Source organism: Citrobacter sp. Cm046 (assembly GCF_030333065.1).
Classification (GTDB): domain Bacteria; phylum Pseudomonadota; class Gammaproteobacteria; order Enterobacterales; family Enterobacteriaceae; genus Citrobacter; species Citrobacter murliniae.
On the sequence record NZ_JAOWGP010000043.1, the window covers coordinates 1 to 17,896 of the forward strand.

At 51.0% G+C, this 17,896-nt stretch carries 14 protein-coding genes; 8 read left to right on the forward strand and 6 right to left on the reverse strand.

The window, feature by feature from the left end:
* Window positions 1-51: 51 nt before the first annotated feature.
* A protein-coding gene (locus tag OGX98_RS15820) for an IS3 family transposase (RefSeq protein WP_286594712.1) occupies window positions 52-1,409 on the forward strand; the annotation gives its coding sequence in 2 pieces (ribosomal slippage) (window positions 52-514 and window positions 514-1,409; 1,359 coding nt in all).
* A 62-nt stretch (window positions 1,410-1,471) separates the two neighbouring features.
* Here the strand turns inward: OGX98_RS15820 and clpA are convergent.
* Together clpA and clpS are read right to left on the reverse strand one after the other, a co-directional pair.
* Complete coding sequence (clpA, locus tag OGX98_RS15825) at window positions 1,472-3,748, reverse strand: ATP-dependent Clp protease ATP-binding subunit ClpA (RefSeq protein ID WP_045444765.1); 2,277 nt, start codon at window positions 3,746-3,748, stop codon at window positions 1,472-1,474.
* A 30-nt stretch (window positions 3,749-3,778) separates the two neighbouring features.
* Entirely contained in the window at window positions 3,779-4,099 is a 321-nt protein-coding gene (gene clpS / locus OGX98_RS15830; protein ID WP_003036810.1) for an ATP-dependent Clp protease adapter ClpS, read from the reverse strand.
* A 322-nt stretch (window positions 4,100-4,421) separates the two neighbouring features.
* Between clpS and cspD the strand changes: the two genes are divergently transcribed.
* Complete coding sequence (gene cspD, locus OGX98_RS15835) at window positions 4,422-4,646, forward strand: cold shock-like protein CspD (protein ID WP_003036813.1); 225 nt, start codon at window positions 4,422-4,424, stop codon at window positions 4,644-4,646.
* A gap of 84 nt (window positions 4,647-4,730) precedes the next feature.
* Here the strand turns inward: cspD and macB are convergent, their stop codons facing one another.
* Both macB and macA read right to left on the reverse strand, forming a co-directional pair.
* Window positions 4,731-6,677: a macrolide ABC transporter ATP-binding protein/permease MacB gene (gene macB / locus OGX98_RS15840; RefSeq protein WP_286595543.1), complete on the reverse strand. Its 1,947-nt coding sequence runs from the start codon at window positions 6,675-6,677 to the stop codon at window positions 4,731-4,733.
* A complete protein-coding gene (gene macA, locus OGX98_RS15845) occupies window positions 6,674-7,789 on the reverse strand; it encodes a macrolide transporter subunit MacA (RefSeq protein ID WP_045444771.1) in 1,116 nt (371 codons plus the stop codon). Before macA ends, macB begins: the two co-directional genes overlap by 4 nt.
* Before the next feature lie 161 nt (window positions 7,790-7,950).
* Between macA and OGX98_RS15850 the strand changes: the two genes are divergently transcribed.
* On the forward strand, window positions 7,951-8,901 hold the full coding sequence (locus OGX98_RS15850) for a VirK/YbjX family protein (protein WP_286595545.1): 951 nt from the start codon (window positions 7,951-7,953) through the stop codon (window positions 8,899-8,901).
* Here the strand turns inward: OGX98_RS15850 and OGX98_RS15855 are convergent.
* On the reverse strand, window positions 8,898-10,556 hold the full coding sequence (locus tag OGX98_RS15855; RefSeq protein ID WP_048221084.1) for an ATP-dependent endonuclease: 1,659 nt from the start codon (window positions 10,554-10,556) through the stop codon (window positions 8,898-8,900). The genes OGX98_RS15850 and OGX98_RS15855 overlap by 4 nt on opposite strands.
* A 370-nt stretch (window positions 10,557-10,926) precedes the next feature.
* On the opposite strand from OGX98_RS15855, the gene aqpZ reads away from it, so the two are divergent.
* The 4 genes from aqpZ (at window position 10,927) to hcr (ending at window position 15,480) form a co-directional block, all read left to right on the forward strand.
* Entirely contained in the window at window positions 10,927-11,622 is a 696-nt protein-coding gene (gene aqpZ, locus OGX98_RS15860) for an aquaporin Z (protein WP_045444783.1), read from the forward strand.
* Between the two features lie 171 nt (window positions 11,623-11,793).
* Window positions 11,794-12,693, forward strand: a complete 900-nt coding sequence (locus tag OGX98_RS15865) for a LysO family transporter (RefSeq protein ID WP_045444786.1) — start codon at window positions 11,794-11,796, stop codon at window positions 12,691-12,693.
* Between the two features lie 155 nt (window positions 12,694-12,848).
* On the forward strand, window positions 12,849-14,501 hold the full coding sequence (gene hcp, locus OGX98_RS15870; protein WP_048221081.1) for a hydroxylamine reductase: 1,653 nt from the start codon (window positions 12,849-12,851) through the stop codon (window positions 14,499-14,501).
* A 10-nt stretch (window positions 14,502-14,511) separates the two neighbouring features.
* Window positions 14,512-15,480 (forward strand): NADH oxidoreductase, encoded by a 969-nt coding sequence (gene hcr / locus OGX98_RS15875; protein WP_045444792.1) that lies wholly within the window; start codon window positions 14,512-14,514, stop codon window positions 15,478-15,480.
* Between the two features lie 90 nt (window positions 15,481-15,570).
* Here the strand turns inward: hcr and OGX98_RS15880 are convergent, their stop codons facing one another.
* Window positions 15,571-16,005 carry a DoxX family protein gene (locus OGX98_RS15880; protein ID WP_286595546.1) on the reverse strand — a complete coding sequence of 145 codons (435 nt, stop codon included), beginning with the start codon at window positions 16,003-16,005 and terminating at the stop codon, window positions 15,571-15,573.
* 152 nt (window positions 16,006-16,157) lie between these two features.
* On the opposite strand from OGX98_RS15880, the gene poxB reads away from it, so the two are divergent.
* A complete protein-coding gene (poxB, locus tag OGX98_RS15885; RefSeq protein ID WP_286595547.1) occupies window positions 16,158-17,876 on the forward strand; it encodes a ubiquinone-dependent pyruvate dehydrogenase in 1,719 nt (572 codons plus the stop codon).
* Window positions 17,877-17,896: the final 20 nt, after the last annotated feature.

The window sequence follows — 17,896 nt, forward strand, 5'->3', positions numbered from 1 at the left end:
TGAACTGCACCCAAAAAGTTGGACACCCAACGAAGTAAGGTGCAGTTTTTTATGAGCAAGTATTCTCTCAGCTTTAAGCTTGAGGTTGTGCAGCACTATCTTTCCGGGCAGGAAGGACAGGAAGCGACGGCAAAACGTTTTGGTATCGATCACAGTGCCGTTCGTAAGTGGTCTGCTGCCTGGAAGCTTCATGGCGAAGCCGGGCTTACAACCCGGCATTTTACCTATTCTCCTGCGTTTAAAGAGTCCGTTATCCTGCATATGCGTGAACACCACCTGTCTGTTCGCGAAGTCTGTGCAAAATTCATTATCCCGGCCTTTTCCACTGTTTGTCAGTGGGAACGACTGTATGATGAAGGGGGATTAGAAGCCCTTACAGACAGCCGACGCAGGAAAAAAACGATGCCAGAACACCCTGAGAATCACCCTGTCCCTCCTTTGCAGGCTCCTCTTGACCCGGATGAACGTGAGGAGCTTGAACAACTGCGTGCTGAAGTGGCATATCTAAAAAAGCTGCAGGCCTTACTCAGGGAAAGGAGCACGTCAGGACGCGGGATAAAGCGCAGGTCGTGAATGAGTTAAGGCTGAAGTTCTCTCTTGCACGCTTGTTAAACGCCGCAGGGCTGGCGAGAAGCACGTTCTACTGGCAACTGGCCAGCGGTAAAAAACCAGACAAATATGCTGATGACAAGCAGCAGATTTTAACGCTGTTCCATAAACATAAAGGACGGTATGGATACAGGCGAATCACGCTGGCTGGCCGCCGGGAAGGAAGCTTACTGAACCATAAAACGGTTCACAGGTTAATGAAGGCTCTGGGTTTAACCTGTTGTATCAGAAGGAAGAAATATAACTCTTACAAAGGCCGGTATGGGAAAGTTGTGGGTAATGTACTGAACCGGCAGTTCAGTGCGGATAAGCCCAACCAAAAGTGGGTTACAGATGTCACGGAATTTAAAATCAGCGGAGAAAAGCTGTATCTGTCCCCGATTCTGGATCTGTATAACGGAGAAATAGTTGCGTACCAGATGGGGCCCCGTCCTCTTCTGTCGATGGTGGATAACATGCTGTCGAAGGCTATATCTGTACTGGGCAAAAACGAATACCCGCTGCTCCACTCAGATCAGGGCTGGCAATATCAGATGGCACATTATCAGAACCGGCTTAAGGAGGCGGGTCTGAGACAGAGCATGTCAAGGAAGGGGAACTGTCATGACAATGCAGTGATGGAGAGCTTCTTCGGCACACTGAAATCTGAGTGTTTTTACCTCACGGAACACGAGAATATCAGCGAGTTGCGCATGGCTATCGATGACTATATCCACTATTACAACCATGAAAGAATAAAACAGAAACTGAAAGGCCTGAGTCCGGTAGAATACCGAATCCAGGCCCAGATAACCGCTTAAAATAAACTGTCCAATATTATGGGGTCAGTTCATTTACGCCCGGTCTGTTATGAGATAAGAATTTAATGTGCTGCTTCCGGTTTATGCTTTTGCGCACTCTGGAAGCCATACGTCAGCTCATTTTTCTCTTTATCCAGCGCGACTGTCACCTGCCCACCATCCACAAGCGAACCGAACAGCAGTTCGTTTGCCAATGGTTTTTTCAGGTTGTCCTGGACTACACGCGTCATCGGGCGTGCGCCCATAGCGCGGTCATAGCCTTTCTCTGCCAGCCAGTCACGTGCTTCCTGACTCACTTCAAGAGAGACGCCTTTCTGATCCAGCTGAACCTGAAGTTCGACAATAAATTTATCCACAACCTGGTGAATGACCTCAGTAGAGAGATGATCAAACCAGATAATATTGTCGAGACGGTTACGGAACTCCGGCGTAAATACTTTTTTGATCTCGCCCATCGCATCAGTACTGTTGTCCTGATGAATAAGCCCAATCGATTTACGTTCAGTTTCACGCACCCCGGCGTTCGTGGTCATTACCAGCACCACGTTGCGGAAATCCGCTTTGCGCCCGTTGTTGTCAGTCAACGTACCGTTATCCATCACCTGCAGCAGCAGGTTAAAGACATCCGGGTGCGCTTTTTCGATTTCATCCAGCAGCAGTACCGCATGCGGATGTTTAATCACCGCATCCGTTAACAAACCGCCCTGGTCAAATCCAACGTACCCCGGAGGCGCACCAATCAGGCGGCTGACGGTATGGCGCTCCATATATTCAGACATATCAAAACGCAGCAGTTCAATACCCAGCGCTTTGGACAGTTGCACCGTGACTTCGGTTTTACCGACGCCAGTCGGACCAGCAAACAAGAACGAACCGACAGGTTTATGCTCGTGACCAAGACCTGCACGACTCATCTTGATCGCTTCAGTCAGTGCCTCAATAGCTTTATCCTGCCCGAACACCAGCATTTTCAGGCGGTTGCCCAGATTTTTCAGCGTATCTCGATCGCTCTGCGAAACACTCTTTTCCGGGATCCGCGCAATGCGAGCCACAACGGACTCAATATCCGCTACGTTGACGGTTTTCTTGCGCTTGCTGACCGGCATCAGTCGCGCACGGGCGCCAGCTTCATCGATCACATCAATCGCTTTATCCGGCAGATGACGATCGTTGATATATTTCACCGCCAGCTCAACCGCTGCACGCACTGCTTTTGCGGTATAACGAACATCGTGGTGCGCTTCATATTTGGGTTTCAAACCGTTAATAATCTGCACGGTCTCTTCCACCGACGGTTCAGTAATATCGATTTTCTGGAAGCGACGCGCTAACGCACGGTCTTTCTCGAAAATATTGCTGAACTCCTGATAGGTGGTCGAACCGATCACGCGGATCTTCCCGCTGGACAGCAGCGGTTTGATCAGGTTTGCGGCATCAACCTGGCCGCCAGATGCAGCCCCCGCACCTATAATGGTGTGGATCTCATCGATAAACAGAATACTGTTGGTATCCTGTTCCAGCTGTTTCAGCAGAGCTTTAAACCGTTTTTCAAAATCACCACGGTATTTGGTTCCCGCCAGCAGCGACCCAATATCCAGCGAGTAAAGCGTGCAGTCTGCCATGACTTCCGGCACGTCACCCTGGACAATACGCCAGGCGAGGCCTTCAGCAATCGCGGTTTTCCCGACGCCAGACTCACCCACCAGCAGCGGGTTGTTTTTACGGCGGCGGCACAGTACCTGAATGGCTCGCTCCAGCTCTTTTTCCCGGCCAATGAGCGGATCAATACCGCCCACGCGAGCAAGCTGGTTAAGGTTAGTGGTGAAGTTCTCCATACGGTCCTCCCCGCCAGCTTGTTCTTCGCTATTTGGCTGATTACCTGAATCAGAAGACTGACTCGGTTCGTCTTTGCGCGTGCCATGAGAAATAAAATTCACCACGTCCAGGCGACTGACTTCATGCTTACGCAGCAGATACGCCGCCTGAGATTCCTGCTCGCTGAAGATGGCAACCAGCACATTTGCGCCAGTGACTTCATTACGCCCGGAGGACTGAACATGAAAGACAGCACGTTGCAGTACACGCTGAAAACTCAGCGTCGGTTGCGTGTCGCGCTCTTCTTCGCTGGCAGGCAATACGGGTGTGGTTTGTTCAATGAAGGCTTCGAGTTCCTGACGGAGCGCCACCAAATCCACAGAACACGCTTCCAGCGCTTCGCGGGCCGATGGGTTACTGAGCAATGCCAGTAACAAGTGCTCGACGGTCATAAACTCATGTCGGTGCTCGCGCGCTCTGGCGAAAGCCATGTTTAAACTGAGTTCCAGTTCTTGATTGAGCATAGGCACCTCCCCCAATATTTATGCCTGCATTCAGGCTTTTTCCAGCGTACACAGCAACGGATGCTCGTTCTCCCTCGCATATTTGTTCACCATCGCAACTTTGGTCTCAGCCACTTCCGCGGTAAATACGCCGCAGATAGCTTTACCTTGATAGTGAACAGCAAGCATCAGTTGCGTTGCACGTTCTACATCATAAGAAAAGAATTTTTGTAACACGTCAATAACAAACTCCATCGGAGTGTAATCATCATTGACTAATATCACTTTATACATAGATGGCGGTTTTAGCGCGTCGCGCAATTTGTCTTCCGCCAGCAGGTCGAAATCCAACCAATCGTTCGTCTTACCCATTGTCAGTCGTCATCTTCAGTTACGGTTACCGGCAGAATAACTTGCCGCTGACAAGAGCCTATGCGCACAATCAATCTACCTCAAGTATTAGATAATTATCATCTATCAGTGTCATTCGCGACATCTGTCACAGAACCGACAATAGCGTTAACTGCTTCAAATTTTGATGCATTTTTACCCTATTCCACTAGCCTGACGCTTGACGCCCCGCCTGATTTCTCTAAATTGTAGTCTCGAGAGTTGGCGAGGTTTTGAACAGCCCCCACTCCGCCACCGGTTCATTCCATCTTACTTATATAAGATTTACGAAGGATGTCGAAGCATGGAAACGGGTACTGTTAAGTGGTTCAACAATGCCAAAGGGTTTGGTTTCATCTGCCCTGAAGGCGGTGGCGAAGATATCTTCGCCCATTACTCCACCATTCAAATGGATGGTTACAGAACGCTAAAAGCCGGACAGTCTGTCCAGTTTGATGTCCACCAGGGGCCAAAAGGCAATCACGCCAGCGTCATCGTGCCTGTCATTGAAGCAGAAGCTGTCGCATAGCTCTTCTGTCTCATTGTGTACATCCCGCAGACAAAATGCCAGCCCCGGAGGCTGGCATTTTTATTTCCTATGCAATACAACACGTTATTCACGCGCCAAAGCATCGACGGGATCAAGGCGCGCCGCATTACGCGCAGGCAGCCAGCCAAACAAAACGCCGGTCGCCGTTGAGCACAGGAAAGCCGTCAGCAGGGCAAAAGGAGAGAATCCAATTTCCCATCCAGGCAGAAAAAGTTGCAACGTAAAAGCGATTAGCATCGACAGGCTAATACCTAACGCCCCACCGACCAGACACACCAGCACTGCTTCAATTAAGAACTGCTGCAGCACATCACTGGCACGCGCACCAACCGCCATACGAATGCCAATTTCACGCGTTCGTTCAGTCACGGAAACCAGCATAATGTTCATCACGCCTATTCCGCCGACCACCAGGGAAATCACCGCAACCAGAGTCAGGAACAACTGTAAAGTACGTGTGGTTTTTTCGGCGGTTTTCAAGACGCCGTCCATGTTCCAGGTGAAGAAATCTTTTTTACCATGGCGCAACGACAACAGTCGGGTCAGTTGCTGCTCCGCCTGCGCGCTGTCGAAACCATCCTTAACACGCACGGTAATAGAGTTCAGCCACGATTGCCCCATGATCCGCCCGGACATGGTGCTGTAAGGCAACCAGACCCGCAGGATCTTGCTGCTGCCAAACATCGACTGCTTCTCTTCGGCGACCCCAATCACGGTGGCAGGCATATTTCCCACCAGGATAACTTCTCCCACTACCTGCGCTTTGTTGGGGAATAGCTGGCGTCGGGTATTGCTGTCAAGCACCACCACCTGTGCCCGACCATTTAACTGTTCTGCGTTAAAAGTGTTCCCTTCGCTAAACGTCATGCCATAAACGTTAAAGTAATCTCCACTAACGCCGTTCGCGCTGGCCGCCACGTCGATATTTCCATAACGCAGACGCAAATTCTTCGACACCGCAGGCGTAACGGAACTCACCCAGGGCTGCTTCTGAATAGCGACTAAGTCGTCATATTTCAGCGCCTGCTGATACCGTGGGTCATCATCACCGAAATCTTTGCCGGGGTAGATATCAATGGTGTTCGTCCCGATAGCGCGAATATCAGCCAGCACCAGCTGTTTTGCTGCGTCACCAACAACCACAATAGAGACCACAGAAGCAATACCGATGATAATGCCAAGCATGGTCAGCAGTGTACGCATCTTATTGGCGGCCATTGCCAGCCACGCCATGGTAAGCGCCTCACGAAAACCGCTGGCAAACTGACGCCAACCGGAGGCCGTCGTCACCGTCGGTTCCGCAATACCGCGCCCTGCAGAGGGTTTCTGTGACGGCGGATTACGCACGATTTCGCCATCACGAATTTCAATCACTCGCTCGGCCTGTGCAGCTACCTGCGGGTCGTGAGTTACGATAATCACCGTATGTCCACGATCGCGCAGCTGATGCAGAATAGCCATCACCTCTTCGCCAGAATGGCTGTCCAGCGCCCCGGTCGGTTCATCGGCCAGAATCACCTGTCCGCCATTCATCAGCGCACGCGCAATACTGACGCGCTGCTGCTGCCCACCGGAAAGCTGGGAAGGTTGATAGTCGACCCTGTCACCCAGTCCCAGTCGCTGGAGCAACTCCTGCGCTCGTGCCAACCGCTGCTTACGCTCGGTTCCGGCGTAGACCGCGGGTACCTCAACGTTTTGCGCTGCCGTCAAATGCGAGAGTAAATGATACCGCTGGAAGATGAAGCCGAAATGCTCACGCCGTAGTTGCGCTAACGCGTCGCTGTCCAGGGTGGAAACATCGCGCCCGGCAACCTGATACGTCCCGTTGGTAGGCTTGTCCAGACATCCCAGAATGTTCATCAGCGTCGATTTGCCCGAGCCAGAAGCCCCGACAATCGCCACCATTTCGCCGGCCTGGATGCTCAAGGAGACGTTCTTTAACACCTCGACCTGCCCTTCTCCTGACGGGTAACTGCGGCAGATATTGCTCAGCTCAAGCAATGCCGTCATTGCGCCGCTCCAGGTTTCGCCTCACCGATGATGACTTCATCCCCTTCTTCCAGCCCTTTTACAATCTCTACATCGGTGTCATTACGTGCGCCGATAGAGACCTCACGTTCCCGGGTCTCGCCGTTGCGCAACAGTCTGACGTTATAACGGTTGTTGCCAATAGGATCGCCAAGGGCCGCTAACGGGATTGTCAGCACATTTTTCACATCCGTTAGCTGAATATGAACCTGCGCGGTCATATCCAGACGCAGGATCCCTTTCGGGTTAGGCACTTCGAAGCGGGCGTAATAGAAAATAGCGTCATTCACTTTCTCTGGCGTTGGCAACACATCTTTGAGTGTACCTTCATAGCGCGTCTGCGGATCGCCCAGCACAGTAAACCAGGCCTTTTGCCCCGGATGCAGATGAATAACATCCGCCTCGGACACCTGCGCTTTTACCAGCATGGTGCTCATATCTGCCAGAGTCAGAATGTTTGGTGCCTGCTGTGCAGCAATCACGGTTTGCCCCTGCAGGGTGGTAATTTGGGTTACCTCACCGGCCATAGGAGCCACGATGCGGGTGTAATCGAGGTTAGTCTTTGCCGTATCAAGCGAGGCCTGATTACGCTTAATTTGTGCATCAATGGTGCCAATTTGCGCCTGTTTAACCGCCATTTCGGTAGCAGCAGTGTCGAGATCCTGCTGAGAAACAGCCTGTGTTTTCGCCAACTGTTGCTGACGAGAAAGCGTTACCCGCGCCAGTTTCCATTCGGCTTCTGCCTGCAAACGCTGAGCGCGTAATTCCATGAGCGTCGCCTCGACCTCTTTGATCTGGTTTTGCGCCTGTTCAGGATCAATAACACCAAGCAGTTGATCTTTTTTTACTTTATCGCCAATCGCTACTGACAACGTTTTCAGCTGCCCGCTCACCTGCGCACCTACGTCAACTTTGCGTAACGCATCCAGTTTCCCGGTTGCCAGTACGCTTTGCTGGAGATCGCCAGGTCGAACAATTAACGTCTGATACTGAGGTAATGGAGCATTTAGTGTTCTCCAAAGTGCAATCATCACCACAATAATAATGATGGCGATGAGAAAATACCGTTTTTTAATTTTTCCCTTGAGCTTCATAAAAATCCCAGTTTCCCCCAATACGTCCACCAGAGTGGAGTGATAAACATCAACGATAAATTAACAGGCGTTGAAAAGTTCAAAGAATAACAGAGTTATTGATGAATCGTTAAGATCCACCGTGCTGAAATTAGTACCAGTATATCAATTGGATTGTTATTATGAGCCAGCTAACTGAAAACACTTTTCATTCTGCAAAACCGGCAACTGGTTTTGGCCTTTTTTGCAACCTGGCATCCGGTCATTTACGGCCCAGTAAATTTTGGGGTAAACGGAGTTTTCGCCGTAAGTTTATCTGGCGCTCATTACTGACACCTCGCCTTACCAGAGAATGGATGACTGAACTGGCACAGTGGCCAGATCTAGATAACCTGCTCGCCCGGCATCCCCGACTGCCGGTTCGTCTGCACCGTCCTTACCTTGCCGTAAACTTCGATCGCAATATGCGCTTAGATGCCGTACGTTTTCACTATCATGTCATCCGTCATGCATTCTTACCTGGCGAATTTAACGCCTTATTAAGCAATGACGGCTTACAGTTGGCGCAATTTGAGGGCAAAGATGGTGAAATATTTACCATAGTATTAACTACATTCATTGCACTGGATAAAGAAGGTGAAAGCACCATACTTGTGCGTAATAGTAACGGTGAAACGTTGGCGGAAATAACCTTTACGCTATGTCAGTATGAAAAGATAACCACTGTTTTTATTGGAGGATTACAAGGAGGAAGTCGCCTACTGCCGCACGAAGAAATTCAAAAAGCGACCAAATCATGCCATGGAATTTTTCCTAAGCGTATTGTAATGGAGGCTATTTGCCGCTTTGCGGAACAGCTTAATATCGAACAAGTTCTGGCTGTCAGTAATGAGCAGCATATTTTTCGCAGCCCACGTTACCATGATAAAAACAAGGTTATTCTTTCTGACTATAATGCCTTTTGGGAGTCGGTAGGTGGAGAATGCGACAGCCACGGGTATTATCATATTCCACGCTCGTTGGCTCGAAAAAACGAGGCAGATATTGCCAGTAAAAAACGCGCGGAATACCGCCGCCGCTATCAGTTACTGGACAATATACACGCTCAGTTATCGCTGATGTTCCGCCACTAATCAGCCCGCCCGCGCGCCAACCACAGCACGCGCGAAAACATTTTCCTGAGCAGGGTTGGTACGGCTTCAACGCCGCGTCGCCCTGCTTCCATCGCCACTTCAATCGCCAGATCCGGTTTTGACGAACGATGAATAGCTTTCGATATAATCTTGCGCATATTCATTGGTACATTTTCCGGAATTTGTGCCACCCGATGAAAGACGTCAGAGAATCCCTGTCGGTACATAAAGTGTTCCATATCCAGCGCAGGCAGTATGGTTAAATGTTCGCGTTCTTCTTCCCGATCGTTATTCAGCAAGCTGCGTACGGTAGCGGCGTACTTTTTGCCCGCTTCATCTCCATCGACCAACACATGCCACTCTATCCCCATACGCCGGGCAAACTTAACCAACGGTTTAAGGCCTGACTGGGCGAACTCAATGACTTTAATGCCTTCGGCATCAAAGTGATGTCCGCACTGACGAGCCAGTTCGTTAATAACCCAGGTTTCCGTTTCCCCCTCCACCAGCAGCCAGCAGCGGGCAAACAACGACGACGCTCGATTAAAGCGAATATGAAACGCAATACGCCGTCCGTCTTCCGCACTCAAACCCCCCGGCCCCAGCCGCCAGGCGGCAACGCGAGAGGATTCACGCACCAGACGGACAACATGCTCAACGGGCGTGAGAGACAACAATTCTCCGGAGTTGGTGGTCGCCACACGCTGCAGAGGAAGTAGATTCAGCAACTGCCAGGCGACAGAGAGCATAATAGGATGCAACCGTGTTTCTGGATCTTCTACCAGCAACAAAGGACGGGCATCTTTATCCAGTCTAAGTGTGCCTTTAGCCTGTAACAGGGTCGAAAAAAGCCCCAAAAGGATCACGCGGTGCGTACGTCCTCCAGGCTTATCAATCATGCGGTTAATAATGTCCAGATAACGCCAGCTACGTTGTTCGTTATTGGATCGCCGACGCATCAGACGATAACGTGACTGACTAGATCCCTGCTCAGAAAAATAGTGCTCCAGCAGTTGAACCATGGCTGAAAGCCCCTGGCGAATCTGTCCATCCGTCAAATTTTGTGGACGGTTAGCGAGTTCGCGCGCCAGAAAATCCAGTTGACGGGCGGTGACTTCAACATCGGCCATATCTGGCACCGTACCGTTGCGGATCCGCCGCATAAAACGCGCATCACGCAGACGTAGAACCGGCATCAGGCGGACGAGATGGCGGGCCTGGTCGTTAATATCGTCGATGGGTAAAGGATGGCCTGCGCCATCAAGGAAGCTGCGCAGCGTCAGGACACTACCATCATCCGCACACTCTCCTTCCAGCCGATAGAAAATACGGTGATAGTTATCCGAACATGGGGACCAGCATGCTTCCAGCGGACGGTACCGACGTACCCGATGGCGGCCCGGTTGAGATTCGCGAAACGTCAGAATAATGTGCAAATGATGTTCCCGCCCCTGGACATCACCCGGTGGGAACCAAAAGTCTTCGCGATCAAAATGGTATAAATCCGACTCAGGTGACAACAACAGGGTTAATGCATCCAGCAGGCTGGATTTACCCCACGCGTTCTCCCCAATCAGCACGTTGTTTTGCTCCAGCACCAACGACAGCCGATTAATACCACGAAACCCAACAATCTCAACGCGTTCGAGAATCATATAGCCTCCGGAAATGCTAACTTTTTCCTTCAAGTTATCAGGAGTATAACGGCAAGCAGGCACTCAGGACACCCGATATCACCCAAACCGAAACCGGGGGAACTAAAAAACATAAGAATATTCTTCTTAAAATTTACAATGAATATTATTTCAGGGCACAACAATCCGCTTAATGTAATTAAACGATACCTTATCTACATCAAATCCAAAAAGGATTGACGTCGCATTGCCTTAAATCAAATTTTTTTATTAATTTAAGTGGCGAAGGGATGATGTTTTTTTCTAAAATATACGCTCTTTAATCATCGCCCCTTTTAGCGATGAATAACCGGGTACGACAACGAACCCGGAACTTTTAATTGAGGTGGTTATGTTCAGGAAATTAGCAGCCGAATTCTTCGGTACATTCTGGCTTGTTTTTGGTGGATGTGGGAGTGCCGTGCTGGCCGCAGCATTCCCTGAGTTAGGTATTGGATTTGCCGGTGTTGCGCTGGCCTTCGGTCTCACTGTTTTGACAATGGCATTTGCCGTCGGTCATATTTCAGGCGGACATTTTAACCCAGCAGTGACATTCGGTTTATGGGCTGGTGGTCGCTTTCCGGCAAAAGACGTTATTGGTTATGTTATTGCCCAGGTCGTGGGCGGTATTGTTGCGGCAGCTGTGCTGTATCTTATTGCCAGCGGTAAAGCAGGCTTCGATGCTACAGCCAGTGGGTTTGCGTCAAACGGCTACGGTGAACATTCTCCGGGCGGCTATTCGATGCTTTCCGCTATCGTTATTGAAATCGTTCTGACCGCAGGTTTCTTACTGGTTATCCACGGTGCTACCGATAAACATGCTCCGGCAGGTTTCGCACCCATTGCTATTGGTCTTGCGTTAACGCTGATTCACCTGATCAGCATTCCGGTCACCAACACATCCGTAAACCCGGCACGTAGTACCGCCGTTGCCCTCTTCCAGGGCGGCTGGGCGCTAGAACAACTGTGGCTGTTCTGGGTCATGCCGATTATCGGTGGGGTTCTCGGTGGACTTATTTATCGCACCCTGCTGGAAAAACGCGATTAATCCCACGTAGGCCATAGTGTCAGGTGGCAGTGTCTTACCTGACCTACAGTTCACTGCAATATGTAAGCCGGGTAGGCATCAGCGCCACCCGGCTTTTTTTGTAACTTTACCTGAAAGCTTTTATTGGGTAGTGTCATTGCGCTGCTTCACATATAAAGGACCCGGTTGTTCATGTTTTCAGGACTGTTAATCATTCTGGTCCCACTTATTGTGGGTTATCTGATTCCGCTTCGGCACAGGGCTGCTTTAAAACTCATTAATCGCCTGCTGAGTTGGATCGTCTACCTTATTCTCTTCTTTATGGGCATCAGCCTGGCGTTTCTGGATAATCTCGCCAGTAATCTGTTATCCATTCTTCATTATTCTGCCGTCAGTATTACGGTCATTCTGCTATGTAACATTGCGGCGCTACTGTGGCTGGAACGTGCACTGCCCTGGCGACACAACCACCAGCAAGAAAAGTTACCTTCGCGAATTGCAATGGCACTTGAGTCGCTACAACTTTGTGGTGTCGTTGTCCTGGGTTTTCTGCTCGGGCTTACCGGGTTTTCAATGCTGCAGCACGCAACCGAAGCCAGCGAATATACGCTGATCTTTTTATTGTTCCTCGTGGGAATTCAATTGCGCAACAGCGGCATGACCTTAAAACAGATTGTGCTGAACCGCAGAGGCATGATTGTTGCCGTCGTCGTGGTTGCCAGTTCGCTGCTGGGTGGAGTCATCAATGCACTAATCCTCGGTCTACCGATGAAAACGTCACTGGCGATGGCATCGGGATTTGGCTGGTATTCCCTTTCCGGTATTTTGTTGACCGAATCGTTCGGGCCGGTTATCGGCAGCGCCGCTTTCTTTAACGATCTGGCGCGCGAACTGATTGCCATTATGTTAATTCCGGGATTAGTTGGCCGCAGTCGATCCACCGCCTTAGGACTCTGCGGTGCGACATCAATGGATTTCACCCTGCCCGTTTTACAACGTAGCGGTGGTCTGGAGATGGTTCCAGCTGCAATCGTTCACGGCTTTATTCTGAGTTTACTGGTGCCTCTGTTGATGGCATTTTTCTCCGCCTGATATACAGACAAATACCTCTCTGGCGGTAGTCAGCTACCGCCAAAATTGCGCTAAATCAATCTCCCTGCAAGTTGTATTAGAAATCCCTTTAATCCCTGCGCGCGCAGGCATAACCTTAAACATGTATATTAAATATAACTTTAAAAGGTGTGACCATGTTTTGTGTGCAATGTGAACAAACCATCCGTACTCCGGCAGGGAACGGCTGCTCTTACGCGCAGGGTATGTGCGGTAAGACAGCGGAGACCTCCGATCTGCAGGATCTGCTGATTGCTTCCCTACAAGGTCTGTCTGCATGGGCGGTTAAAGCGCGTGAATACGGCATCATCGACCATGAAGTTGATAATTTTGCTCCGCGCGCGTTCTTCTCCACGCTGACCAACGTAAACTTCGACTCCCCACGTATTGTCGGCTATGCTCGCGAAGCTATCGCCATGCGTGACGCACTGAAAGCACAATGTCTGAATATTGATGCTAACGCGACTGTCGATAACCCGATGGCTGACCTGCAACTGGTCAGCGACGATCTGGGTGACCTGCAACGTCAGGCAGCGGAATTTACCCCGAATAAAGACAAAGCGACCATTGGCGAGAACATTCTCGGCCTGCGTCTGCTTTGCCTGTACGGCCTGAAAGGTGCGGCAGCCTACATGGAACACGCACATGTTCTGGGTCAGTACGACAACGATATCTACGCTCAGTACCACAAAATCATGGCATGGCTGGGTACCTGGCCTTCCGATATGAACGCTCTGCTGGAGTGCTCTATGGAAATAGGCCAGATGAACTTCAAAGTGATGAGCATCCTGGATGCCGGTGAAACTACCAAATACGGTCACCCGACACCGACTCAGGTCAACGTGAAAGCGACCGAAGGGAAATGCATTCTGATCTCTGGTCATGACCTGAAAGATCTGTATAACCTGCTGGAGCAGACCGAAGGCACCGGCGTTAACGTCTACACCCACGGTGAAATGCTGCCAGCGCACGGTTACCCGGAGCTGCGTAAATTCAAACACCTGATCGGTAACTACGGCAGTGGCTGGCAGAACCAGCAGGTGGAATTCGCCCGCTTCCCAGGTCCAATCGTAATGACCTCTAACTGCATCATCGACCCGACCGTTGGCGCATACGACGACCGTATCTGGACTCGTAGCATCGTCGGTTGGCCGGGCGTGAGCCATCTGGAAGGCGACGACTTCGGTCCGGTTATCGCTCAGGCGCAGCAAATGGCGGGCTTCCCGTACAGCGAAATTCCACACCTGATCACCGTCGGTTTCGGTCGTCAGACGTTGCTGGGCGCAGCTGATACCCTGATCGACCTGGTGAGCCGCGAAAAACTGCGTCACATCTTCCTGGTTGGCGGCTGCGACGGCGCACGTGGTGAACGTAACTACTTCACCGACTTCGCCACCAGCGTACCGGACGACTGCCTGATCCTGACCCTGGCCTGTGGTAAATACCGTTTCAACAAACTGGACTTCGGCGATATTGAAGGTCTGCCACGTCTGGTCGACGCCGGTCAGTGTAACGATGCTTACTCTGCCATCATCCTGGCGGTAACCCTGGCGGAAAAACTGGGCTGTGGCGTCAATGACCTGCCGCTGTCTCTGGTGCTCTCCTGGTTCGAACAGAAAGCGATTGTAATTCTGCTGACCCTGCTGTCCCTGGGTGTGAAAAACATCGTCACTGGCCCAACTGCACCTGGCTTCTTCACGCCGGATCTGCTGGCTGTACTCAACGAGAAATTCGGTCTGCGTTCTGTGACCACCGTTGAAGAAGACATGAAGCAGCTGCTGAGCGCGTAAGGAGTAGAGAATGACAATGCCAACCCATCAGTGCCCGTGGCGGATGCAGGTTCATCACATCCATCAGGAAACGCCGGATGTATGGACAATTTCGTTGCTATGCCACGACTATTACCCATATCGTGCCGGGCAGTATGCACTGGTCAGCGTACGTAACTCAGCGGATACGCTGCGTGCTTACACCCTCTCCTCAACACCGGGCGTTAGCGAATACATCACGCTGACTATTCGGCGGATTGACGACGGTGCAGGTTCTCAGTGGTTAACCCGTGACGTGAAGCGCGGCGACTACATCTGGCTGTCCGATGCCATGGGTGAATTCACCTGTGAAGATAAAGCGGAAGACAAGTTCCTGATGCTGGCTGCTGGCTGTGGTGTTACGCCAATCATGTCAATGCGTCGCTGGTTGGCAAAGTATCGTCCGCAGGCCGATGTACAGGTGATCTTTAACGTCCGTTCGCCGGAAGATGTCATTTTTGCCGACGAATGGCGTGAGTATCCGGTCACGTTAGTCGCCGAAAACAATGCTACCCATGGCTTTGTTTCCGGCCGACTGACAACCGAACTACTGAAGAGCGTACCGGATCTGACCGCACGTACCGTAATGACCTGCGGCCCGGCGCCGTACATGGATCTGGTTGAAAAAGAAGTGAAAGCGCTTGGCGTGACGCGCTTCTTTAAAGAGCAGTTCTTCACTCCGGTCGCGGAAGCCGCCACCAGCGGTCTGAAGTTCACCAAGTTACAACCGGCAAAAGAGTTTTATGCACCGGTTGGCACGACCCTTCTGGAAGCGCTGGAAAGCAACAGCGTGCCGATCGTCGCCGCATGCCGTGCGGGCGTATGCGGCTGCTGTAAAACCAAAGTCGTTGATGGTAACTACACGGTCTCCAGCACCATGACGCTGACTGACGCGGAAATTGCTGAAGGTTATGTACTGGCCTGCTCCTGCCATCCACAAGGTGATCTGGTACTTGCATAATCATTAATAGCCGGATGACACTGAGCTTATCCGTCCTACAAGAACAACCGTAGGACGGACAAGCTGTTTATGTTGTCATCCGACTATTTTTTACCGCCAGGCCGAGTTGCCACCCAACGCATATCTCCCCGCACCTAAAAATGCCACTGCCAGCGCACCAATAAAAAAATACACCAGGCTTTCAATCGCCCATGCGCCGGTTTTGTCCAGCGACCAGGTCTCCCCCATCCCGACCATCAGCCATGCTACAACCATCGTAAACGCCAGCCCTAACGCCGCCGGACGCGTCAGGATACCGAGAATAATCAGGCAAGGAGCAACCACCTCCCCCAACAAAACACCGTAAGCGATGAAACCCGGGAATCCCCTAGCGATCAACATGCCGCTGATACCATCAATACCCGCAAAAAGCTTATGCAAGCCGTGAAACAGCATCAGTCCCCCAACGGCAAGGCGTAACAAAAATTTGCCAAAGTCCTCATGAGTCAGCATCCGATTCACTGCATTTAATAGGCTCATAAACATTTGAATTTATTCCTTGTTTTACCATGTCTGCTCTCAAACTACGCTTTATCTATCTGAAAAGAAAGCTGCCGAAAATCAGGGGGAATGAGAAGCATAACTATTATCTTCATCTAAACTTGTAACCGGTATCACATTAAAGGAGATGGAAAACCATGAAACAAACGGTTGCTGCGTTTATTGCTAAAACCCTTGAACAAGCTGGGGTAAAACGCATTTGGGGCGTAACAGGGGACTCACTGAATGGCCTGAGTGATAGTCTGAATCGCATGGGAACGATTGACTGGATGCCAACCCGGCATGAAGAGGTTGCGGCCTTTGCCGCAGGTGCAGAAGCACAACTGACTGGTGAACTGGCGGTGTGTGCCGGTTCATGTGGGCCGGGAAACCTGCACCTGATTAACGGCCTGTTTGATTGCCACCGTAACCACGTCCCGGTGCTGGCGATTGCCGCGCATATTCCCTCCAGTGAAATCGGCAGTGGTTATTTTCAGGAGACCCACCCGCAAGAGTTGTTCCGTGAATGTAGCCACTATTGCGAGCTGGTTTCCAGCCCTGAACAGATCCCGCAGGTACTGGCAATTGCCATGCGTAAAGCGGTGTTAAATCGCGGCGTTTCCGTGGTCGTTCTACCAGGTGACGTGGCATTAAAACCGGCCCCTGAAAGCGCCAGTACACACTGGTACCACGCGCCGTTACCGGTGGTGACCCCAGCAGAAGAAGAGATTAAAAAGCTGGCGCAACTGCTACGCTATTCCAGCAATATCGCGTTGATGTGCGGCAGTGGTTGCGCTAGTGCGCATAAAGAACTGGTCGAGTTTGCTGCGAAAATCAAAGCACCGATTGTTCATGCCCTGCGCGGGAAAGAGCACATTGAATATGACAATCCGTACGATGTCGGCATGACCGGGCTAATTGGCTTTTCATCAGGTTTTCATACCATGATGAATGCCGACACGCTGATCTTACTCGGCACCCAGTTCCCCTATCGTCCCTTCTACCCAACCGACGCCAAAATTATTCAGATTGATATCAATCCGGCGAGCATTGGCGCGCACAGTAAAGTCGATATGGCGCTGGTGGGTGATATTAAATCCACACTTAGCGCCCTGCTACCGCTGGTGGAAGAAAAAACCGACCGGCAGTTTTTGGATAAAGCACTGGAACACTATCGTGATGCACGCAAAGGCCTGGATGATTTAGCCAAACCCAGCGATAAAGCCATACATCCGCAGTATCTGGCGCAACAGATCAGTCATTTCGCCGCCGACGACGCCATCTTTACCTGCGATGTCGGCACGCCTACCGTATGGGCAGCTCGCTATCTGAAAATGAACGGTAAGCGCCGTCTGCTTGGTTCGTTTAATCACGGATCAATGGCGAATGCTATGCCACAGGCGTTAGGCGCTCAGGCGACAGAACCAGGACGCCAGGTAGTCGCAATGTGCGGCGACGGTGGGTTCAGCATGCTGATGGGAGATTTTCTTTCAGTCGTGCAGATGAAACTGCCAGTGAAGATTATCGTTTTTAACAATAGCGTGCTGGGATTTGTGGCGATGGAGATGAAGGCCGGCGGCTACCTGACTGACGGTACTGAACTGCACGATACCAACTTCGCGCGCATTGCCGAAGCATGTGGGATCACCGGCATTCGCGTGGAAAAATCATCAGACGTAGATGAGGCACTACAAAGGGCAATGTCGATTGATGGCCCGGTGCTGGTTGACGTGGTTGTAGCGAAAGAAGAACTGGCAATTCCACCACAAATCAAGCTCGAACAGGCTAAAGGTTTTAGCCTGTATATGTTGCGCGCGATCATCAGCGGACGCGGTGATGAAGTGATCGAACTGGCGAAAACCAACTGGCTCAGGTAAAACAGAGGGCATTACCTCAC